22 protein-coding genes and 1 pseudogene are annotated in these 22,887 nt (G+C 31.8%); all 23 read right to left on the reverse strand.

Annotation, left to right across the window (positions count from 1 at the left end):
• Nucleotides 1–3 precede the first annotated feature (3 nt).
• The 23 genes and pseudogenes from cysN to pheA all read right to left on the reverse strand — a co-directional run bounded on the left by cysN (nt 4) and on the right by pheA (nt 22,509).
• Complete coding sequence (gene cysN, locus OWM07_RS04240; RefSeq protein ID WP_423302427.1) at nt 4–1,497, reverse strand: sulfate adenylyltransferase subunit CysN; 1,494 nt, start codon at nt 1,495–1,497, stop codon at nt 4–6.
• 89 nt (nt 1,498–1,586) lie between these two features.
• Nucleotides 1,587–2,498, reverse strand: coding sequence for a sulfate adenylyltransferase subunit CysD (cysD, locus tag OWM07_RS04245; RefSeq protein ID WP_423302428.1), 912 nt, complete (start codon nt 2,496–2,498; stop codon nt 1,587–1,589).
• 17 nt (nt 2,499–2,515) lie between these two features.
• Entirely contained in the window at nt 2,516–4,831 is a 2,316-nt protein-coding gene (locus OWM07_RS04250) for a sulfurtransferase TusA family protein (RefSeq protein ID WP_423302429.1), read from the reverse strand.
• 46 nt (nt 4,832–4,877) lie between these two features.
• Nucleotides 4,878–5,225 carry a M67 family metallopeptidase gene (locus OWM07_RS04255; protein WP_423302430.1) on the reverse strand — a complete coding sequence of 116 codons (348 nt, stop codon included), beginning with the start codon at nt 5,223–5,225 and terminating at the stop codon, nt 4,878–4,880.
• Between the two features lie 2 nt (nt 5,226–5,227).
• A complete protein-coding gene (locus OWM07_RS04260) occupies nt 5,228–6,031 on the reverse strand; it encodes a HesA/MoeB/ThiF family protein (protein ID WP_423302431.1) in 804 nt (267 codons plus the stop codon).
• Between the two features lie 10 nt (nt 6,032–6,041).
• A complete protein-coding gene (locus OWM07_RS04265; RefSeq protein ID WP_423302432.1) occupies nt 6,042–7,274 on the reverse strand; it encodes an aminotransferase class V-fold PLP-dependent enzyme in 1,233 nt (410 codons plus the stop codon).
• Entirely contained in the window at nt 7,271–7,483 is a 213-nt protein-coding gene (gene thiS, locus OWM07_RS04270) for a sulfur carrier protein ThiS (protein WP_423302433.1), read from the reverse strand. The genes OWM07_RS04265 and thiS overlap by 4 nt, the downstream gene beginning before the upstream one ends.
• A gap of 18 nt (nt 7,484–7,501) precedes the next feature.
• Nucleotides 7,502–7,807: pseudogene (locus tag OWM07_RS04275) on the reverse strand (phosphoadenosine phosphosulfate reductase family protein); the annotation flags it as partial.
• A gap of 29 nt (nt 7,808–7,836) precedes the next feature.
• Complete coding sequence (locus OWM07_RS04280) at nt 7,837–8,205, reverse strand: phosphoadenosine phosphosulfate reductase domain-containing protein (protein ID WP_423302434.1); 369 nt, start codon at nt 8,203–8,205, stop codon at nt 7,837–7,839.
• Between the two features lie 8 nt (nt 8,206–8,213).
• Nucleotides 8,214–8,441: a DUF2061 domain-containing protein gene (locus OWM07_RS04285; protein ID WP_423302496.1), complete on the reverse strand. Its 228-nt coding sequence runs from the start codon at nt 8,439–8,441 to the stop codon at nt 8,214–8,216.
• A gap of 205 nt (nt 8,442–8,646) precedes the next feature.
• Nucleotides 8,647–9,477: a DsbA family protein gene (locus OWM07_RS04290; protein WP_423302435.1), complete on the reverse strand. Its 831-nt coding sequence runs from the start codon at nt 9,475–9,477 to the stop codon at nt 8,647–8,649.
• Between the two features lie 76 nt (nt 9,478–9,553).
• Nucleotides 9,554–10,390 carry an ABC transporter permease gene (locus OWM07_RS04295; protein ID WP_423302436.1) on the reverse strand — a complete coding sequence of 279 codons (837 nt, stop codon included), beginning with the start codon at nt 10,388–10,390 and terminating at the stop codon, nt 9,554–9,556.
• A 199-nt stretch (nt 10,391–10,589) separates the two neighbouring features.
• Nucleotides 10,590–12,116, reverse strand: a complete 1,527-nt coding sequence (locus OWM07_RS04300) for a YifB family Mg chelatase-like AAA ATPase (protein WP_423302437.1) — start codon at nt 12,114–12,116, stop codon at nt 10,590–10,592.
• 4 nt (nt 12,117–12,120) lie between these two features.
• Nucleotides 12,121–12,978: a signal peptide peptidase SppA gene (gene sppA, locus OWM07_RS04305; RefSeq protein WP_423302438.1), complete on the reverse strand. Its 858-nt coding sequence runs from the start codon at nt 12,976–12,978 to the stop codon at nt 12,121–12,123.
• Nucleotides 12,975–13,970 (reverse strand): sodium:calcium antiporter, encoded by a 996-nt coding sequence (locus tag OWM07_RS04310; protein WP_423302439.1) that lies wholly within the window; start codon nt 13,968–13,970, stop codon nt 12,975–12,977. The genes sppA and OWM07_RS04310 overlap by 4 nt, the downstream gene beginning before the upstream one ends.
• Before the next feature lie 33 nt (nt 13,971–14,003).
• On the reverse strand, nt 14,004–15,704 hold the full coding sequence (locus tag OWM07_RS04315) for a S1 RNA-binding domain-containing protein (protein WP_423302440.1): 1,701 nt from the start codon (nt 15,702–15,704) through the stop codon (nt 14,004–14,006).
• The gene (ispH, locus tag OWM07_RS04320) at nt 15,676–16,539 is read right to left on the reverse strand and encodes a 4-hydroxy-3-methylbut-2-enyl diphosphate reductase (protein ID WP_423302441.1); all 864 of its coding nucleotides are present in this window, start codon (nt 16,537–16,539) and stop codon (nt 15,676–15,678) included. Before ispH ends, OWM07_RS04315 begins: the two co-directional genes overlap by 29 nt.
• Nucleotide 16,540: 1 nt before the next feature.
• The gene (gene cmk / locus OWM07_RS04325) at nt 16,541–17,221 is read right to left on the reverse strand and encodes a (d)CMP kinase (protein ID WP_423302442.1); all 681 of its coding nucleotides are present in this window, start codon (nt 17,219–17,221) and stop codon (nt 16,541–16,543) included.
• Nucleotides 17,208–18,482 carry a 3-phosphoshikimate 1-carboxyvinyltransferase gene (aroA, locus tag OWM07_RS04330; RefSeq protein ID WP_423302443.1) on the reverse strand — a complete coding sequence of 425 codons (1,275 nt, stop codon included), beginning with the start codon at nt 18,480–18,482 and terminating at the stop codon, nt 17,208–17,210. Before aroA ends, cmk begins: the two co-directional genes overlap by 14 nt.
• A gap of 2 nt (nt 18,483–18,484) precedes the next feature.
• Nucleotides 18,485–19,309, reverse strand: coding sequence for a prephenate dehydrogenase (locus OWM07_RS04335; protein ID WP_423302444.1), 825 nt, complete (start codon nt 19,307–19,309; stop codon nt 18,485–18,487).
• Between the two features lie 13 nt (nt 19,310–19,322).
• Nucleotides 19,323–20,342 carry a 3-deoxy-7-phosphoheptulonate synthase gene (gene aroF / locus OWM07_RS04340; RefSeq protein WP_013008793.1) on the reverse strand — a complete coding sequence of 340 codons (1,020 nt, stop codon included), beginning with the start codon at nt 20,340–20,342 and terminating at the stop codon, nt 19,323–19,325.
• A gap of 2 nt (nt 20,343–20,344) precedes the next feature.
• Nucleotides 20,345–21,442, reverse strand: a complete 1,098-nt coding sequence (gene hisC / locus OWM07_RS04345; RefSeq protein ID WP_423302445.1) for a histidinol-phosphate transaminase — start codon at nt 21,440–21,442, stop codon at nt 20,345–20,347.
• Nucleotides 21,439–22,509, reverse strand: a complete 1,071-nt coding sequence (pheA, locus tag OWM07_RS04350) for a prephenate dehydratase (RefSeq protein WP_423302446.1) — start codon at nt 22,507–22,509, stop codon at nt 21,439–21,441. The genes hisC and pheA overlap by 4 nt, the downstream gene beginning before the upstream one ends.
• Nucleotides 22,510–22,887: the final 378 nt, after the last annotated feature.

Consider the following 22,887-nt stretch of genomic DNA (forward strand, 5'->3'; position numbering starts at 1 on the left):
TATTTATTCTATGCTTTTACACCCCCATTCAGGAAAATATTTCCTAATTAATCTATTCAGTTCTATTTCAAATTCACTATATTTCCCCCTTTTCAGCCTCTCATTAAAAAGTCTATTGTTATCTTCATAAGATGGTTTTATTAACATACCACATCCAACTGTATTATGTGTAATCTTATCTATAAATATCATGCTCCCAGTGTCTCTATTAACCCAGTAATTATCAAAAGGGATCTCAGTATTTAAAACTATTCTACAATAACCTATCTCATTCATAATTAACCTTTCAGATTTTTCTTTTTCTAAAGTGTTTATATTTATTTTAAAATAAATTTCATCAATATATCCAGAAATGTATCTTGAAACGCTTTTAACTTCATAATTTTTTCCAATTTCTAATGGTTCATCACCAAACCATACAATATAGGCATCAATAGTATCACTTATATTGGGCAAATCATCTGACTTAACAAGCATATCACCACGACTTATATCAATTTCATCTTCAGTAATAATAGTAATTGCCATAGGAGCGAAAGCCTCAAAAATGTTATTAATATATCTATTTTGAATCCCTAAAAGATTATCTTTTGGTTCTTCATAAGCTGGAGGAATTATTGCCTTAACCTTAGTTTTTATTTTTGAATTCAAAACAGTAATCTCATCCCCAACTCTAATTTTACCTGAAACAATAGTACCACAATAACCTCTAAAATAGTGATTTGGACGATTGACATATTGAACAGGAAATCTGAAATTTTGGATTTTGGATTTTGAGTTTTGAATTTTTACTGTGTCGAGATAATCAAGTAGTGTTTTTCCTTTATACCATGGCATATTTTTTGATGGTTTAACTACATTGTCACCTTTTAAAGCACTTATTGGGATAAATTCTATATCTGACTCAAAAGTCTTAAACGGTAATAGGTATTTCAGACATTCAAACATTTTCTTATAATCTCTTACTATTTTTTCATAAATATCTTTTGAATAACCAACTAAATCCATTTTATTTATAGCAACAACCAAATGTTTTATCCCCATAAGTGTTACTATAAAAGAATGTCTTCTTGTCTGAGTTAGTACTCCATTTCTTGCATCAATAAGAATAACTGCTACATCAGCATTTGAGGCACCTGTTGCCATATTTCTTGTATATTGCTCATGACCAGGTGTATCAGCTATGATAAATTTCCTCTTATCAGTAGAAAAATACCTGTAAGCCACATCAATTGTTATCCCCTGCTCCCTTTCAGCCTGAAGCCCATCAACAAGCAGTGAAAAATCTATCTCATCTTCAGTCCTCTTATATTTTGCTTCTGCTTTTAATGCCATTAACTGATCTTCAAATACCATCTTTGATTCATATAACAACCTGCCGATTAGCGTACTCTTACCATCATCCACACTACCACAGGTTATAAAACGTAAAAGCTCCTTGTTTTCATGCTGCGAAAGATATTCTAATATGTTTGACTCTATTAAACTTTTACTCATTTCAGCTCCTTCATTAGTGTTAAGTGTTAAGTGTTAAGCGCTAAGTTCTAAATTCTATCTTTTTAATACTTAACACTTAATACTTAGTACTAAAAATATCCTTCTATCTTCTTCCTTTCCATACTACCCACTTGGTCAAAATCTATTAATCTACCCTGACGCTCAGAATATTTTGTAATTAACATCTCCTGGATTATCTCAGGCAAAGTTGTAGCTCTTGATTCTATAGCTCCTGTTAATGGGTAGCATCCCAAAGTCCTGAATCTTACCCACTTTTTCACTGCTTTTTTCCTTAATTCTTCTGGCATTCTTTCATCATCTACTAATATCAATGCCCCTTCATACTCTACTACTGGTCTCTCCTTTGCAAAATAAAGTGGAACAACTGGGATATTTTCCAAATAAATATAAAGCCACACATCAAGCTCTGTCCAATTTGATAACGGAAATACTCTGATACTCTCCCCTTTATTCTTCTTCAAATTATATACATTCCAAAGCTCTGGTCTTTGATTCTTAGGATCCCACCTGTGATTCTTGTCCCTAAAAGAAAATATTCTCTCTTTTGCCCTTGATTTCTCCTCATCCCTCCTTGCCCCACCAAATATCACATCAAACTTATATTTATTTAGCGCCTGTTTTAATGCTTCTGTTTTCATTATATCTGTGTGAACCTTGCTACCATGTGTAAAGGGGTTGATACCTCTTTTCACCCCTTCTTCATTTACATACACTATTAAATCCAATCCTAACTCCCTTGCTCTCTTATCTCTAAATTCGATCATATCCCTAAACTTCCATGTAGTATCCACATGCATTAATGGAAATGGTGGCTTTGCAGGATAAAAAGCCTTCATTGCAAGATGAAGCATAACTGATGAATCTTTTCCTATAGAATAAAGCATCACAGGGTTTTCTGCTTCTGCCACAGCCTCTCGGATGATATGGATACTTTCGTATTCTAGAAGTTTTAAATGTGTTAATTTTTCTTTTACAGTCATGATACCTCTCAAACAATTTATTTTTTTCTTATTACAATAGACCAAAAGCCATCTATTTCCTTCTGACTTATAACCTTATGACCTTCTAATGCTAAAGATTTTGGAACATTTTTTATAGGGTCACCATCGTCAAGATATACCTCTAACAAATCACCACTTTTTAACCCAGCTAAGTCAACTTTTATTCGTACAAAGTTCAATGGGCATGGAACTCCTCTATAATCTTTTAAAGTTATTTTATTATTTTCTTCTATGTTGCTTTTCTTTTGAATTTTTTCTTGAATGTTTAGATTCTCATCAAGTTCATCATAAAATTTTCTCACAGTTCTGGCAAAATCTAAGACATTTTCTTCATCTTTTTTTGAAATTTGCTCATTAAGGAACAATGTTAACAATCTTTCATATTTTTTGTTAATTAACCCAGTTTTAATATAATTATCATTGAAAAGTTTAACTAACTCCTCTTTTGAGTTAGTATCATAACCTGCTATCAAATTTAGCATTTTAACAGAATAAGAAATTAACTCATTTAAAATCACTGCTTTTTTATCTTCATTTACTTCTTTTAACTTTCTCTCATATTTTTCAATCTGATTTAAATACAAATCAACTAAATCAAATAAACTAGCAGAACACTCCCCTTTTCCTACCCCCTTAACATTAAATAACTCTTTTGAATCCCAGTCATAATAGAATGAGCTATCTTCATCATAATCTGGAACATACTCAAAATTTCTTAAAATATCTCTAATGTGATTTTCACCGTATTTGTTAATGTAATCTCGAAAATTTGGTAATTTAGAGTTAGCAAAATCTTTCAACACTTCAAAAATAAAATCTGGCAATTTTTTAGCACTAATTTCACCAATCTTAGTCCCAAACCTTGTATCTCCATCTTTAACATATCCACCCACAAGGACATTATAGGCAGGATAAAGATACCCATTTTTCTTTTTCGCTTTACCATAAAAACCAAGATTACCTACTAAATGTTTCCCACATGAATTAGGACACCCCGACAAGTTTATCTGTATATTACCTATTGAGTCAAAGATTTCTTTCTCTTTGTTAATTAATTCATATATTTTTGAAACAGCACCTTTAGGCTTACAAATACCTAACTGGCATGTATCAGCACCTTTGCAAGCAACAATATTAGAAATAACTCTAGGCAAATCAGAATTTGTATTTATACTTTTAATAAGATTATAAACATTTGGTAAAAATCTCTTTTCAATATTTCGTAAATGAATATTTTGATTAATTGATAATCTAATTACATCTAACCCAAAATTTTCTAAAAATTTACTTAATCTCTTAGCATCATCAGTAGATATGTCCCCATTTTTTAAAGGTATTTCTATAGTGTAAAACTCTTTCTGTTTTTGCTCTCTAACATAATTTTTTAACCATTCATCAAAACCTGAATCAATAGGGGGTTCTGGTTGTAAACTTATTTCTTTATTATAATAGCAATTTTTTTGACTATATAATTTTTCATAATCATTAATTTCATAATTTTCTTTTTCTTGCTCAAATAACTCTAAAAATTTATCCTTACCTATTTTATCATATAAAAACCTCAATCTTGATGAGTGTCTATTTTTTCTATTACCATATTTATAAAAAACTGATTTAATCCCATTTACAACTCTATATACCTCATTGATTGAAATAAAATCATACAAGATATCTGCTACTCTAGATTTTCTGCCTAAACCACCAGCTACATAAACCTTGAAACCTTTTTTACCATCTACACTTCTTGCAATAAAACCTACATCTGAAATTGTTGCAAATGCTGTATCTTCAAAAGTATTGGAAAAGCTTATTTTGAATTTCCTTGGCAAATTAAAAGAGTCCTCTTCTTTTAACAAATCATTTGTAAGTGCTACAACTACTGGAGTAATATCAAAAGGCTCTAAAGGATTAATCCCAGAATCTACACTCATCACTATATTTCTTACCGTATTACCTCCACCACCTTTTGACGATAATCCACAATCTAAAAGTTCTTTTAAAATAATCACGGTATCACTTATTTTAACATCGTGTATCTGTAAGTCTTGTCTTGTTGTAACATGAAGATATTTTGAACCATATTTTTCAGATAAATCTGCAATTGTATAAAGCTGCTTTGGAGTTATAATACCGCCTGTTAATCTAATTCTAACCATATATGTTCCTGGAACTCTTTGTTCATAAATCCCAAAAGGTACACGAAAACTCTTAAATTTTTCTGCAGATATTTCTCCATTAAGAAAGGCATTCAATAACTCTTCATATCTTCTTAAATCATCAGTTATACTTTCTGGCAAAGAGTACAAAAGCATTTATACCACCTCAAAGTCTATTTTTTTTACATTTCCATTTTTAATTTCATAACATTTGATATCTTTCACCACCCATTAAAGAGATAATGAAGTGAAAAACATTTGGATCATTTGCTAACCTAATATCCTCTTTTGACGGGCGTGCGGGTGTTGAAGGATGTGAGTGAAAAATAGCAATAATATCTAAACCTTTTTCCCTTGCATCTTTATATGAATAAAACTGTTCCTGAATATTAAAAGTAAAATGTTCTGGGCTCTGATCTTCATTTTTAATTTTGTAGTAATCGGTTATTATGTTATCTTTCCCTACTAAATACCCACACACTTCATTTGGTAAACCATCAATTGCATACTCATAAAGTTCTTCAATTATCTTTTTTTTGATCTTTAACATTATTACCTCTTTAACTCACAAACAATTTCTTCTTCATCTTTTAATTCTTTAATAGTAGGATTATTCCCGCAAACAGGACATTTCTCATTCTTCTTGATATTTATATTTCTAAATGTCATATCCTTTGAATCAAAATACAAAATCCTATTTGTCAATAAGTTACCAACACCTGTAATGTATTTAAGCACCTCTGCTGCCTGTATTGTCCCCAACATACCAGCTATTGCGCCCAAGATACCTGCTGAAGCACATGTTGGCACTGCATCTGGAGGGGGTGGAAATTTGAATACACATCTATAACAAGCTGATTCACCAGGAATTACGGTAAGTGTTTGTCCTATAAATCTTAAAATACCCCCATGAGAAAAAGGTTTTTTTGCAAATATACAAGCATCATTTATCAAAAACTTAGATGCAAAATTATCTGTACCATCGACCACAAAGTCATATCGTGAAACTAATTCAAGGATGTTTTTCGATGTAATTTTTTCATTATAAGTTTCAACTTTTACATTTGGATTTAATTTTTTAATTTTTTCTGCTGCTGACTCAACCTTCGGTTTACCCACATCATCAGTAAAATGAATTATTTGTCTTTGCAAATTAGACAATTCTACATTATCCATATCAACGATCCCTATTGTCCCCACTCCAGCTGCGGCTAAATAAAGTGCTACAGGTGAACCAAGACCACCTGCTCCAATTATTAAAACCTTTGACTCACAAATTTTTATTTGGCCTTCTACACCAATTTCTTGCAAGATTATATGTCTACTATATCTTTCAATATCTTTTTCATTAAACATAAAATTGCTCCTATATCTTTTTTAAGGAATTATTAATATCCTCTATTAGATCCTCGACATCTTCTATTCCAACAGATAGCCTGATTGTGGTATTTGTTACTCCAAGTTTTAATCTATCATTTTCATCGTATTCACTAAAAATTGTTGTTGCTGGATGAATTATTAAGGATCTATTGTCGTTTATATTTGTTGACTTTCTAATAATTTTTAAATTATCCATAAAAGAGAAACATTTTTCTTTGGTCGGCAATTCAAAAGTCAGTATAGAACCTTGATAAACAGGAAAATATTTTATAGCTAAGTTATAATCAGGAAAGCTTTCTAACCCTGGATATCTAACATTTTTAATTATATCTATATAATTTAAATAATTAGCAATAAACAAAGCGTTTTTACACGCTTTTTCAACTCTGAGATGGATTGTCTCCAAACCTAAACTTTGTAAAAAAGCGTTATGAGGTGATAAACAAGCACCTAAATTTCTGTAAACCTCATTTCTTAATTTTGATAGCAAAGTATATGGACCAAATTTCTTATAGTATTCTTTCAAATAGGGATTATTGCCCCAATTATAAGTCCCATAATCAATTATTAATCCACCTATAGATGTTGCACCTGCAGAAATAAATTTCGTGGAAGAAATAATTTCTACATCGATACCAAAGTCTTTCGCTTTAAAAATAGGTGGAGGAGTGGCAGTGGTATCAACCACTAATAATATGTTTTTATTTTTTGCAATTTTTGTAATTTTTTCAAAGTCAGATACAATTAATTGAGGATTTGTTATAGACTCTAAAAAAATTAATCTTGTTTTATCATCAATAGCTCTTTCAATTTCTTCATGATTTTGAGGATCAACAAATCGTGCTTCTATATTAAATTTCTTTAAAGTATAACTAAATAATGAATAAGTATTTCCAAATATATATTTTGTACAAACAATATTATCACCGGCTCCCACAACTGTTAAAATCAAATTACTAATGGCAGCCATGCCTGATGATAAAGCCAAAACCCCCAAACTATCTGTAAGCACCTTAATTCTTTTTTCAAAATATTCTACAGTGGGGTTTGATATTCTGGAATAAACATGTCTATTAATTCGGCCAAGAAAAGCCTCAGATATCTCTTTAGAGCTTTCAAATTCAAACGCTACATTGTCGTAAATAGGGATATGTATTGACCCATAAGGGTCTTTTTTTGGCAGTTCTGTATTTAAAATTTTTGTAGTAAATCCTTTCACGAACTTCCTCCCCCTACAAAATACAAATATTCAATCTCATCATTATCTTTTAAAACTATTTCGTGGTATTTACTTTTATCTAAAAATTCACCGTTTAACTGCACAACCACAGTATCAATATCCTCTACATTTTTTAGACTTAACAATTTTGCAACTGTTAAGTTTTCACCATTATAATTTAAGTATTCACCATTAACTTTAATTTTCATATTACCCCCTAAAAATATTTATTTTTTGATATGCAAGCCACACTCTTTTTTTGCTTCTAACTCCCACCACCATCTTCCAGCTCTTTCATCCTCACCAGGGTGCACAGATCTTGTACAAGGAGCACACCCTATACTCAAAAAGCCTTTTTTATGTAATTCATTAAAAGGAACATTATTAGCAACGATATAATTCCAAACATCTTTTATACTCCAATTGATAAGCGGATTAACCTTGATAATTTGGAAGTCTTCATCATATTCAATCAATTTCATTTGCTGTCTATAAGTTGATTGCTCTTTTCTAAGGCCTGTTATCCAGATCCGTTTACCTTCTAAAGCCCTTTTTAAAGGCTCTACTTTTCTAACATAGCAACATTTTTTTCTAAGCTACTATCATAGAAAAGATTGACACCGTACTTATTTACCATTTCTTCTAATAATTTATAATCAGGGAAATAAATATTTATGGAAACACTAAGTTTTTCTTGCGTTTCATTTATTAATTTGTATGTTTCTTCAAAAAGCCTACCTGTATCTAAAGTAAAAATTTCAATTTTTCTACTTTTATCAATTTGCGATAAAATATGTGTTATTACTTGATCCTCAGCTCCTAAACTAGTTGAAAATGTTGAAATATCAGGAAACTCATCAGCTATAATATTCAAAATATCCTTTTCATCTATTTGCTCTAACCTTGCAATAATATCACTAATTTTATGCATAAAACCTCCTAAATCTGGTAATCATCTGCCACTATTTTTCTACCAATATTTATTCTGCTCCATATTCTCTCATGCAAATAATATAAAATCATTTTTGAAATAACCTCTATTGAGCCAATAGAAAAAGCCATAGTAAAATCCCCTGTAATCAAAAAAGAGATAATAATAGTATCAATAGTACCAGTTAATCGCCAAGATACAGTTTTAATAATTGTTCTATATTTTTTCTCAATTATCATGCAGGGATATATACACATAAAAAATATATTTGTCAATAATAATCATGATATTAATGATTAAATAACCTAAATAAAAAAGAGATAATCACTTTTTTACTGATCTTACGGCTACTTTATAAAGAAATTGTATTACTGATTTTATAAAAAAAGTTGAGGGGCAGGCTCCCCTCAACACTTAAATATTAATAAGTATTTAACTGGATCATATCTCATTTATATATTTTCTTACCAATACAGGATTAAAACCATCAACTCTCTTACCATTTACTATTATAACTGGGGTACCTCTTACACCTAACTCTTCACCCTTAGAAATATTTTTCTCGATTTGATTAGAAGTTTCTCTAGAAAGTGCTATTTCTTTAAATTTCTTAGGTTCTTTTGTTTTTTGAGAAAAGATTTCCAATATTTTTTCATCAGAAAGTGATTTATCTTTAAAATTATAAAGTTCATCTCTAAAGTCATACCCTAACCGAGCTCCAGCAATGAGAATTTTAGCAAATAATTCAGATTTTTTATGGATTTTCTTTAAAGGAAAATTGAATATATAAAATGCATAATCTTTTTTATCTTTTAGTAACTCTTTTAAAAGAAAATGTGCTTTTTTACAAAATGGACATTCAAAATCAGTAATCATAACAATAGTATTTTTGGCACCTTTATTACCTTCTATCAAGGTAAAATCTTCAAGATCTTTTTTACTAAATTTTACAATATTATACTTACTTTTCAAAACCTCAATCATATTTAATCCTGTAGACAGTTCTATAACATTTTGATACAAATATCTTCCATCGGACAACAAAAATGCTTTAATTGGTTTTTGGATATTTTCACCAGTTGCTTTTACTTCAAGAAAAAAAATGTTTGTGCCTTTTAATTGTTCTAAAATCTTCACATCAACCTTTGGTGCCTTTGCTCCTTGCTGAATTAAATTTTTCTTAATACTACTTTCAACTTCTTCCTTCAAACCAGCAAACGCAATACTGACCAAAACAGATAAGATTAACACAAAAAACATTACTTTTTTCATACACAACCTCCTTTTTTAATAATCTTATTTCTTATTTATATCATCGTTTTTATGATGATATGTTTTTAAAAAAATATTATATAAAATTTAATGATACAACAGGGTCGTTTTCTATTGCTTTTTTAGCAGGTAACAACCCAGAAATGATACTCACCATTAGAATGATAAAAATAAAAAGTAATATTTCTTTTACATCAAAAACAAAATGAAAATTACTATTAAGAATATATTTAATAATCAATAAACTCATTATTGAGTCAATACAAAAGCTCATCGTAACACCAATTATAGCTACAAGAATTATTTCAACTAAAATCATAAATATTATATGATATGACTTAAATCCTAAGGTTCTTAAAACACCAATCTCTCTAGTTCTATGTTTTACCGAATTTACCAAAAAATTTGATAAAGATAGCAAATTTAAGATTAATATGAATGCTGATAAAATATGTAAAAAGAATATAATCTTATTAATTATATTGAGTTTAATTATGCTTTCATCTTTTACAATATAAGTTTCAAATCCGCTCCCAAACAAGTTTATAAAATCACTTTTAATTTTATTAATAATACCACTTTCATAAGTAGAATAAGGCAATTTTATAATTATCTTACTTATTTTATTTTTATCATTTATTAAAAAATTTGCCCTGCTCAAATCCATAATTAGAGAATTATCAAATTTATCTCCGTATGAATTTAAAATACCTGATACTAAAAACTTATTGTTATTTATATTAATTAAACTTCCAACTTTTATTGATAGTTTATCAGCTATCTTATTACCAACTATTATTTCATTTTCAGTCTTCGGTAAAATACCTTTTATAGATAAAGATAAATCTTTTAATTTGTCTAATCCAACTCCAAAAACTTCTACAATTTTTTTGTTATATTCGTCCAAATTCATAATTTATTGTCAAATAACGATATTGATTTCATAAAGTACTAATTATGTAGAAAATTCTCTATTTTTAACTCTTTAAATTGTAGAATTTTCTTAACTTTGTAATCTTTTATTAAAATTTATGTTAAAAGATATGTGACAAATACAAAATTTGTTGGATAAATTATCTAATTTAAAAAAATTGATAAAATTTATTTTGTACCTAAAAATAATCTTTATCGAGGATGCGATATTGGATGGCTTCTAAAAGGTGTTTTGAGCTGATATTTTCGCTATTTTCTAAGTCAGCAATCGTTCTTGCCACTTTCAATATCTTTGAATAGGCTCTAGCTGATAAACCCATCTTTGTTACTGCTTGCTCCATCAGTTTTATACTTTCACTATCAAGCTTACAATATTTCCTTATCAATTTCTCACTCATCTGAGAATTATATAATATCCCCTCTTCTTTAAACCTTTCCTGCTGAATCTTTCTTGCAGCCTCTACACGCTCCCTTATACTTGCTGATGATTCACCAGGCTGCAATTTTGATAACTCCTTTATATCAATTGATGATACCTGCACCTGTATATCTATCCTATCCATAAGAGGCCCTGATAGCTTAGCTCTATATCTTTGAATTTGTGCTTGAGTGCAGACACACTCCCTTTTACTATCACCTAAATACCCACAAGGGCAAGGGTTACAAGCAGCTACAAACATAAAATTTGCTGGATAAACCACAGTCCTATTTGCTCTGCTAACTGTCACCACCCTATCTTCTAAAGGCTGTCTCAAAACCTCAAGCACACTCTTTTTAAACTCTAACACCTCATCGCAAAAAAGTATCCCATTGTGAGCAAGGCTCACTGCGCCAGGTTTTGCATCTCTACCGCCACCAATTATTGAAACATCACTTGCCGTATGATGTGGTGCAATAAAAGGCCTTTTACTTACAATCCCATTCTTTTTTAAAAGCCTACCAGCGACTGAGTGTATTTTTGTAGTTTCTATAATCTCATCAATAGTCATTGATGGCATAATTGTTGGGATTCTCTTTGCAATCATTGATTTACCACTTCCAGGAGAGCCAATCATTATAAAATTGTGCATACCGCTTGCAGCAATTTCTGCAGCCCTTTTTACAGCAAACTGCCCTTTTACATCACTAAAATCCAAATGCTCCTCTTCATCAGATAAAAGCTCATTAATATCTATTTTAACCGGTTCTTTTTTAACCTCACCATTTACATAGCCAATTACCTCATCTAAACTTTTAAATCCCAAGATATCTATTCCATCAATGATACCAGCCTCATTTATGTTTTCTTCAGGCAATATTACCCTTTTAAAACCCATCTCTTTTGCAAAAATAGTAAACGGCAAAACCCCTCTTACACCTCTTATTTTTCCATCTAAGGAAAGTTCACCAATAAAAAAGGTATCATCGACATTAGCGTTTAAATATCCTGCAGCAAGCAATAAAACAACAGCTATAGGCAAATCATAGTGAGTCCCCTCTTTTTTGAAATCAGCTGGAGCAAGATTTATAATAATAGGTTTGGCAAAGATATTAAATCCAAAATTTTTTAATGCAGATTTGACTCTTTCTTTACTCTCTTTGATACTTGTTTCTGCTAAACCCACCACAGAAAAGGATGGCAAGCCCATACTTGAAATATTTGCTTCCACCTCAACTAAAACAGGCTCAATCCCTTCTAAATGTGCAGTGTTAACCTTAGCAAACATCTATCTATTCGTATAAATAATAAAATACTGCTGAATTATTAAATAGTAATCTAATTTTCGATACCCCTTCCAATAGCTCCTTGAGTAAACTATTCTTATCCTTTACCTCATACAAAATAACTTCATCACCCAAATGAAAATCTTTTTTCATATCTTCAAAAGCATCATAGTATGTCCCAATTTTATCTACAAAACCAAGTTTAAAAGCCTGCTCACCAGTTAAAATTCTTCCATCTGCATATTTTTTTATAATATCTTTTGAAATATGTCTTGTTTTTAAAATATCATTAACAAACTGGTTATAAACATTATCTATAGCTTTTTGTAAAAGCTCCCTTTCTTTTTTTGACATCTCTCTACTTGATGACCCAATATCTTTAAATTTACCACTTTTTATACTCTCAAACTTTACTCCTATCTTATCATAAAGCTCTTTAAAATTTGAAAACTTCATAATAACACCGATACTCCCAGTAATACTTCCACCCAGTACATAAATTTTATCACATGCAGCAGCTACATAATACCCACCAGAAGCTCCAAGTGTGCTAATTGCTGCATAAACAGGTTTTTTCACCTTTCTAATAGCTTTATAAATTTCCTGGCTTGGGGCTACTGCACCTCCTGGTGAATTAATCCTAATAATTACTCCTTTTACAAAGTCGTTTTTCTCAGCTTTTCTTAACTCTCTGACAATCTTTTCAGAATCTACGATAATCCCTTCTAATTTGATTACTTTTATATGCGGCTTATTCAAAACAATTTCATTCTTTCCAGAAAATAAATACACAACAAAATAGATAAATATCACTATTATTATTAATGAAAGCAAAAATTTCATAACCTTTTTAAAAGTCTTCATACCCCAACCCTAAATTTATACATATAAAAAAGATAAAATACATAAAACAATGCTATATAAAAAGAATAAATACTTATCCTCCCAAATCTAAATTTAGATAATTTATCCTGCTTTACAGCTATCATAGCAATTAAAATCATTATACCAGAAAAAAGCGCAGATTTTAAATGAATTAGTTCAACATTGTTAAAAACACTCCCTTTTGCATAAAAAATATCCACAAAAAATATCACAGCCACATTAAACACACAGGAGCCAAAAAGATTACCGATAGCCATATTGCTAGAGCCAACTCTTAAAGCTCCAACAGATGCAGAAACCTCAGGTAAGGAAGTAACAGCTGCCAGTAAAAACATGCCAACAAAGCTTTGACCAAGCCCAGTTCTAATTGCTATCTCATCAGCTGATTTACTGAGTAACAAACCTGCCACAATGATCAAAACTGCAAAAAGTAAAAAAAGTAAAACAGCTCTGCTAAGAGGGATTTCTGATATTTCATCCTCTTTGTTATCCACATCAACATCCAGTGATGAGCTTCTATAAGCACTGTAAACCGATCCAACATAAACAATGAAAATTATAACACTTACAGAAGAAACCCAAAATATCTGAGGTGATTTAAATACAAAACCAGCCATAGCTATAAATGTAAGTAAAACAGCATAAATCCCTGTAATTACATTTGCAAGACTAACATCTATAAAAATTGAATCATCTTTAAATAATAAGTCCATCAAAAAAATGATAAAAATATTAAACATATTTGAGCCAAATACATTTCCAAATGCCAAAGACGGTGAATCAACAACTGTGACAGAACCGATTGAAGAAATCAACTCAGGTAAACTTGTAACAACAGAGATAAGTAAAATACCAACTAAACTATGCCCTAAGGATGTTTTTTCGGCAATCATATCACCGTATTTAGAAAGCTTAATTCCGCTTACAACGATAACAGCTGCACAAACAAGAAAAATAAGATAATAAATCATTGTTGCCTCATTTATAAAAAGAGGGGGCGCTTTTTATTCTTTAATATCTTTAAGCTTATCTTTTAAAACATTCCCTAAGCTAAAGCCTGAAGTTTCTTTAGTTTCTAGCTGTTTTAAAAACTCTTTTACTTCCCTCTTTTCAGAGTCCAATAAATATTTCTTTCTTGATAAATAAACCTTTTTCTCTTTTGCATTATGCCCAATAACAACTGCTTTTAAAGTATCACCAACTTTTGCCACATCTTCAGGCAATACTTTATTTTCATCAAGCTCTCTTGCCTCAATAACCCCTTTTATCCCTCTAGGCAACTCAACTTCTACATAATCTTTACCCACAAATGTTACAGGCGCTTCAACAACCTTACCTTTTGGTAAAATCTTATCTATCTCTTTCCAAGGGTTTTTCTCCAACTGTTTTATCCCAAGAGATACTCTTTCCCTTCTCTCATCTATTTTTAATATCTTCGCTTCAACCTCATCCCCTACTTTAAACCTTTCATTTAAATCTTCAATCTCCTCAGTCCAAGAAATATCCTCTTTTCTAATTAACCCATCTATAAAAGATCCAAAATCTACAAAAAGCCCAAAATCTGTGATATTTTTTATTTTCCCTTTAACAACAGAGCCTTCTGGATGTTTCTCCTTTAGAGTATTCCAAGGATTATCGGTAAGCAATTTTAAAGAAAGAACAACTTTTTTATTTTTCTGATCTATATCAAGCACTTGCCCTTCTACAACATCTTTTACATTGAGTTTAACATTAGATTTTTTAAGCCAAGATAGCTCTTCATCAGGTAGAAATCCATCTATACCTGGCTCCATTTCCAAAATATAACCTCTTCTAACTCTAGCTACAATCTGACCAGATGCTTTTTCACCTTTTTTATACTTCTTATCTACACTAAGCCAAGGATCTTCTGTTTTATCCTTAATACTTATTTCAACCTTTTGATTCTCTGGATCAAGGTTGATAATAACCCCTTCTACTTTATCATCAATTTCTAAAAACTGATTTGGATGCCTTACTCTACCCCAGCTTATATTTTCTCTCTTTAAGAATGCATCAACCGGGCCAAGATCCACAAACACGCCGTAATTTTTAATACTTTTCACTCTACCTTTTACAAGGTCACCTACTTTTGCAGTTTCAAAGAAATGTTTTTTCTCCTCCTCAGCTACCTCTTGCAAATAAATCTTCCTTGAAGCTAAAAAGGATTTATCTCTTTTGCTAATTCTTAAAATTTTTACATTGAATACCTTGCCGATGTAGTATTCGTCATCCCTTTGTTTGTGCATATATTCCATGTGCCCATCAGGGATAAACCCTTCTACCGTTTTATAAATAACTTTAAACCCTTTTTCTACCTTCTCTAAAACCTTTACAGGGATGTATTTACCTTTTTCATGAGCTTCTAAAATATCGCTCCAGTCTTTCTTCTGATCAAGAACTCTTTTCGAAAGCCAGATCCTGGCACCACCTCCAGTGATACCAACAACCATCACCTCTACTTCATCGCCAACCTTAACAGTCAGCTCCCCATCTTCTAAAAAATCTTCTCTATTTGCAAAACCTTCAGATTTATAACCAAAATTTATTAATACATGGCTATCTGTAATCTGGACAACCTGCCCCTTTACAATAGCCCCTTTTTTCGGAGTAGCCAACGATTGCTCTAATAAAGTTTCAAAATCTTCAATCTCAGTCTCACCTATTTTCTTTTCGTTCTCGTTCATTTTTAACCTCTTCTAAATAGTTTATAACATCTTTTATAAGATAGTCAGGAGTGCTTGCTCCTGCTGTTATACCAACTTTTTCAATATTTTCAAACATTTTTTCCGATAATTCATCTTTTGTTTCAATATGAACTGTATTTTTACAAAGTTCTGAACAGATTTCAAACAATCTTCTCGTATTTCCGCTATTTTTGCCACCTATGACAATCATCATATCAACCTGTTTTGCAACCTCTTTGGCAGCTTCCTGCCTATGAGTTGTGGCATTACAAATAGTGTTTATCACTTTCAATTCATCACATTTTTCTTGAACAATTCTAATCACTTCTTCAAAACTTTGACTATTCTGCGTGGTTTGAGCCACTAAGCCATACCTTTTTCTAAATGGCAAATTTTTAGCTTCTTCACTATTGGAAACAAGGAAATATTCCCCTTCCACATAACTAACAATCCCTTTTACCTCAGGGTGATTCTTATCGCCAAAAACTATTACACTGTAACCTTCTTTAGATAACTTCATGGCTGAGTTGTGAGCTTTGATTACAAAAGGGCAGGTGGCATCGATTATTTCAACCCCTTGATTTTTCAGCAACTCATAGTTATCTTTTGTAATACCATGAGAACGAATAATCACAGTATGAACATCTTTTACTTCATCTATATTTTCTAAAGGGAGCACCCCTTTCTCTTTCAATTTATTAACAAGCTGAGGATTATGAATGATTGGGCCAAGTGTGATAACATTACTCTTTTTATTTGCTGCATTCTCCACTATCCCCACAGCCCTTTCAACACCAAAGCAAAACCCAGCATGCTCTGCAACTATAATTTTCATATTAATACACCTTCTCAATTAGCTCTTTTATTCTGTTTACTACATCATCAATTGACAACCCAGTTGTATCAAGCTCATAGGCATCATCTGCCTTTTTTAAAGGAGCAATCTCTCTGTTTACATCCTCTTCATCCCTTTTTTTTATATCCTCTAATACTTCATCAAATGTAATTTTTATCCCTTTAGATTCAAAATCTTTTAATCTTCTCTTTGCTCTCTCTTCAGGTGTAGCAGATAAAAACACTTTTACTTCGGCCTCTGGTATCACCACTGTCCCTATATCTCTTCCATCCATTATTACATTGTTATTTTTTGCAATTTCCTTCTGTTTTTCTGTCAAAATTATTCTGATATCCTTATTTTTAGCAACTTTACTAACTATTTTATTTACATCAACCGTTCTTAACTCATCATCATAAAATTTACTATCACCATGAAAATCCACCCTTAACTTCTGAGTTTCACCATCTCTAACAAAATTAAACTCAGATTCTTTCAGCATATTAATAACTATATCAAGATCTTGATTATTTTTTAGATAGAGATATGCAGCATAACGATACATTGCACCAGTATCGATATATATCAAATTATAAAGCTTTGCTAAAATTTTGGCTATTGTGCTTTTTCCACTTCCTGCTGGGCCATCTATTGCAATACGAAGTTTTTTAACTGATTTCAATCTGTTTCAACCTCTCCAAAAAGTCTGGAAAAGATACATCAATACTTTCTATACTGTCAATATCAAAATTTCCAAACCTTTTAGAGAGCAATATATTAATCATAGCTATCCTATGATCATCAAAAGACTTTAGCACCCCTTTATCATTAACCTTTTTTAAAGGGTAAACTTTAAAACCATCTTCATACTCTTCAACCTCTGCACCCACTACCCTTAGATTATACACAATCGATTTAATCCTATCTGATTCTTTTACACGCAACTCCTCAGCATCCCTTATTTCAATAGGTGATTTTGCAAAAAGTCCAAGTGCTCCAAGCATTGGAATTTCATCTATAATATTTGGAATTATCTCACCTCTAATTACACCACCATCTAAGAATGAAAATTTAATTGCAATATCCCCAATAGGTTCCCCCCCTTCTTTTGTTACTAAAACATCTATTTTTGCTCCCATTTCATTTAAAATTTTAAGTAATCCAGTCCTTGTTTTATTTAAACCCACATCTTTTACTACCACTTCACTATTTTCAAACATTAATGCCGCACCAATAAAAAAAGCTGCAGATGAAAAATCACCAGGCACTGTAAATTCTGTAGGTATTAGATGATACTTTTCTTTAACTTTAATTACACCATTATTTACATCTAAATTGACACCAAAATATTTTAACATCTGTTCTGTATGATCCCTTGTTTGATCCTTTTCAATATATGTTACAGGCTCATCAAGCTGTAAACCTGCAAGTATCACAGCACTTTTAACCTGAGCACTCTTTACCTTTGCTTCAATTATACCACCCTTCATACTTGATGGCTGTATCATTAAAGGTAGAAAACCTCTTCTTGAATGAATAACAGCTCCCAAATTAGAAAGGGGATCTATAACCCTTTTCATAGGCCTTCTACGAAGCGAGTTATCACCAGTCATAAAAAAGTATTTTCTTTGCGGAGCAAATAACCCTGTCAATAATCTTGCTGTAGTACCAGAATTGTCACAATTGATAACATTGTCTGGTTCTAAAAAGCTATCATACCCTTTAGAATTTATTATCATATCCCCATCTTTTAGTTCAAAATCCACCCCACAAGCTACAAGTGCATCCTTTGTGGCTATCGTATCCCTTGATAAAAGTGGTGATTTTACTATAGTTTTCCCTTTTGCCATAGCGCCAAAAATAAATGCTCTGTGAGTCATCGATTTATCAGAAGGAACAGTAATCTCACCTTTTAGACTTCTTATTTTTTCAAAACTTATCATAACTACAAACTCCGCCTTAAATTACTAACTTTTTCAATGGAGTTAAATAACTCTTTTTCATCCTTATTTATAATCATTTCTTGCCATGCCTTTAAAATATCAATAAACTTATCAATTAGCTCTACCAAATTTGAGTTATTATCCACAAAAATATCACTCCACATCTTAGGGTCGCTACCAGCTATTCTGGTAAAATCTCTAAATCCACCACCTGTAAATTTCAATGAACTTTTATCAACATTAAAAACGAGATCTATCAATGAAAAAGCTATCAAATGGGGAAAATGACTAATCAAACCAAAAAGCTTATCATGCTCATTGCTACTAATAAGCTCTACACGCATCCCAATCTTTTCATGAATCTCTTTTAGCTTATCTACATCGGATTTATCAGCAAAATCAGTTGTTAAAAAATGATACGCATTTTCAAATAATTTTTCATCACTGTTTTTAAATCCTGAAGTTTCTTTACCTGCGATAGGGTGTCCACCAACAAATCTCAAACCAAGAGATTTTGCTTTTTCCACAATGCTTTTTTTAGTACTACAAGCATCCGTTATCAATACATCAACATTGTAATGTTTTAATTCACCCAACAACTCTAATGTGGTCAATACTGGGGTAGCAAGATATACCAAATCCATATCAAGTGATAAAAAATCTTCTAAATTATCAGTAACTGCGTCAAAAACACCTGATTCTGCTGCAGAAACAACTACTTCTGGATTTAAATCAAACCCATATATTTTAAAACCAACATTATTAAATGCTTTAGCTAAAGAACCACCGATTAATCCTAAACCGACAATCCCTATTTTTTTTATCAAAACAGATACCTTTTTATTCTTCTAAATGTTTCTCTAAAGTTGCAGCAATAACTCTAACCCTTTTCATCAACACTTCAAAATCTGAAGGCAAAATTGATTGATCACCATCACTCAAAGCTTCAGATGGACGGGGATGAACCTCTACCATAAGACCATCAGCTCCTGCAGCTATTGCAGCCTGAGCCATAGGTAGAATACAATCTCTTCTACCTGTACCATGACTTGGATCCACTATGATAGGTAAATGGCTTGAATTTTTAATAACAGGGACTGCAGCAAGATCCAATGTATTTCTTGTCTCAGTATCAAAAGACCTTATCCCCCTTTCGCAAAGGATGATGTCATAGTTCCCTTCACTTGCTATATATTCTGCTGCCATAAGAAACTCTTTGATAGTGGCACACATCCCTCTTTTCAGCATTACTGGCATTTTCGCCTTACCAACCTCTTTCAACAATCTGAAGTTTGACATATTCCTTGCGCCAATTTGCAAAATATCAGCATATTTTGCCACCAGATCCAGATCTCTTGGATCCATGAGCTCAGTTATTACAAGCATTCCAAAGTGATCTGCAACTTCACGAAGATATTTCAACCCCTCTTCGCCAAGCCCCTGGAAAGAATAAGGGCTAGTTCTTGGTTTAAATGCTCCCCCTCTTAAAATTCTTGCACCTGCTTTATAAACAGATTCTGCAACTTCAAATAATAACTCTCTACTTTCTACCGAACAGGGGCCAGCCATTACTGCAATATGTTTGCCACCTATTTTTACACCCTTAATATTTAAAACAGTCGGCTCTTTTTTAAAATCTTTGCTCACAAGTTTGTAAGGTTTTAAAATGGGGACGACCTTCTCAACACCTGGCAAAGAGCTCAACGGTTTATCTCTAAGTGCCCTTTCATCACCTATTGCACCAATAATTGTTCTTTCTACACCTTTTGAAAGGTGAGTTTTAAACCCATATTCTATTAATTTCTTCTCAACAAATTCTATCTCTTTCTCTGTGGCCTCTGGCCTCATTACTATAATCATTTTTAGCCTCCAATAACCTCTTCTAATTTTTCTATAAAAATTTGGTTCTCATCAGGCAATCCGATTGAAACCCTGATAAATGGTGCCAGTTTTGGCCCAAGAAATCTAACAATCACACCTTTGTGTAATAACTCGTTAAAAACTCTATTCCCATCACCAACATCAACAAGTATAAAATTTGCCTGCGTTTCATAATATTTTAAACCAAGCTTCTGAAACTCTTTATACAGATACAGTTTTCCATCCCTATTGTTTTTTATAACTTTTCTTAAAAAGTCATGATCATCAAGAGCAGCAATAGCCGCCACTTGAGCAGCCATATTTACATTAAAAGGTTGCCTCACCCTATTTAACATATCAAGAGCCTTACTATTACCAATAATATATCCTATCCTAAGTCCAGCCAATCCGTATGCTTTAGAAAAGGTTCTTATGGAAAAAAGGTTTGGATATTTTTTCATCAATTTCAAACTATTAGGATAATCTGCCGCATCGACAAATTCATAATAAGCTTCATCAAGTATCACAAGGATATCTTCTCTCACATTATCAAGAAAAGATACAAGCTGTTCTTCACTAAAATAAGTCCCTGTGGGGTTATTTGGATTGGCCAAAAATACAATCTTTGTTTTATCATCGATATTTTCAAGTATTCTATCAAAATTGACAATAAAATCCTTATCAGTTTCAACCCATTTGCAAAAGGAGTTATTTGCCTGTGCAATTATACCATATACAGAAAAACTTGGGGCAAAAGATACCACATTTTCTCCAGGCTTCACAAAAGTCCTGATAAGAAGCTCAATTATCTCATTTGAACCAGTACCAAATAGCAACTCATTTTGTGCCACATTTAATTTTTTGCTCAATTTTTCTCTTAAATAATAGCAATCTCCAAGCGGATATCTATTTAATTCATCTAAAAAATTCATTAATGCTTCTTTACTTTTTGGTGGAATCCCCAAAGGATTCTCATTAGAGGCAAGTTTAATTGCCTTTTTAATACCAAGCTCCCTTTCAAGCTCTTTTACAGGTTTTCCTGGCTGATAAGGGATTAAGCTTGCAATATTTTCTCCAGCTAATTTTTCAAAATCTATCATTTTTCCCCCTTTGGATATGAACCTAATATTTTTAACATATTTACATTTTTAGAAAAATTTTCAAGAGCCTTCTTAACAGGCTCATCATCTATATGTCCATCGATATCCACATAAAAGATATACTCCCAAGCCTTCCTTTTTGAAGGCCTCGATTCAATCTTAGTCATATTGATATTTTCTTCGGCAAATGCTTTCAAAGCGTTGTATAATGAACCAGCTTTGTGAGCTAAGGAAAACATAATAGATGTTTTATCATTACCTGTTTTTGCAGGCTCATTAAAACCTATAACAAGAAATCTTGTGTAATTGTTTGTATAATCTTCGATACTCTTTTCCACTATCTTTAGTCCGTATTGAATTTCAGCCATTTCACTGGCTATAGCAGCGACAGAAGCATCCCCCTTTGCAATTTCGGCCGCTTTTGCAGTGGACTCAACTTCTACAATAGTAATATTTCTAGCATTCTTGCTAAGCCATTTTCTACATTGCGCAATGGCATGAGGGTGAGAATATATCTTTCTGATATCCTCAAATTTTCCGCTCAAATTCATCAAATGATGAGAAACTTCTAAAAATATTTCCCCACATATCTTTAAAGTGGAATCCATAAACATATCAAGGGTATGATTGACCACACCTTCCAATGAGTTTTCAATAGGGATTACACCATAAGCACATCTCTTTTTTTCCACATATTCAAACACATCTGAGATATTAGAAAGCGGAATAAGCTTTGCTGCAAGCCCAAAATGTTTTATCCCTGCAAGATGTGTAAAGGTGCCCTCAGGACCAAGATAAGCAATCTTTTGAACCTCTTCAAGTGATAAAGAAGCAGAAATTATCTCTCTAAAAACATTTTTTATATATTCATCAGGAAAAGGGCCTGTATTTATATTTTTCAAACGCTCATATATAGCCTTTTCTCTTGAAGGAACATACAATGGCTTATTCTGCTCCTTTTTTATCTTACCAATTTCAATTACAAGCTTAGCACGCTCATTGAGAAGCTTTAAAATTTGCTCATCAATTTTATCTATCTCTTTTCTTAAATCGTTTAATCTATCCATAGGTGTGTTATATAATTCAGAGTTAAAAAATATTCAACCTTTTTAAGTTTTATAATACCATATTTCTAAACTAACCACTATAAATTGTTTGAAATGCGGGTGTTGCTCAACAATAATTGAGGGTATTGCACAATAATAATTACTCAAATATCTTAGATTGTTTCGCTAATGCTTGCAATGACAGATTCCCCTGTCATTGCGAGGCAACATAAGTTGCCGAAGCAATCTCTTCTTTTATTCCCTTTTCACATTTCACTTTTCACTATTCACCATTCACTACTTACGAAATATAGACTGCTTCGTCACTAACGTTCCTCGCAGTGACAAAAATTGGAGATTGCTTCGCTAATGCCCGCAATGACAGCATTTTCGGGTCAT

It is taken from the genome of Deferribacter thermophilus, assembly GCF_049472675.1.
GTDB classification, from domain to species: Bacteria; Chrysiogenota; Deferribacteres; order Deferribacterales; family Deferribacteraceae; genus Deferribacter; species Deferribacter thermophilus.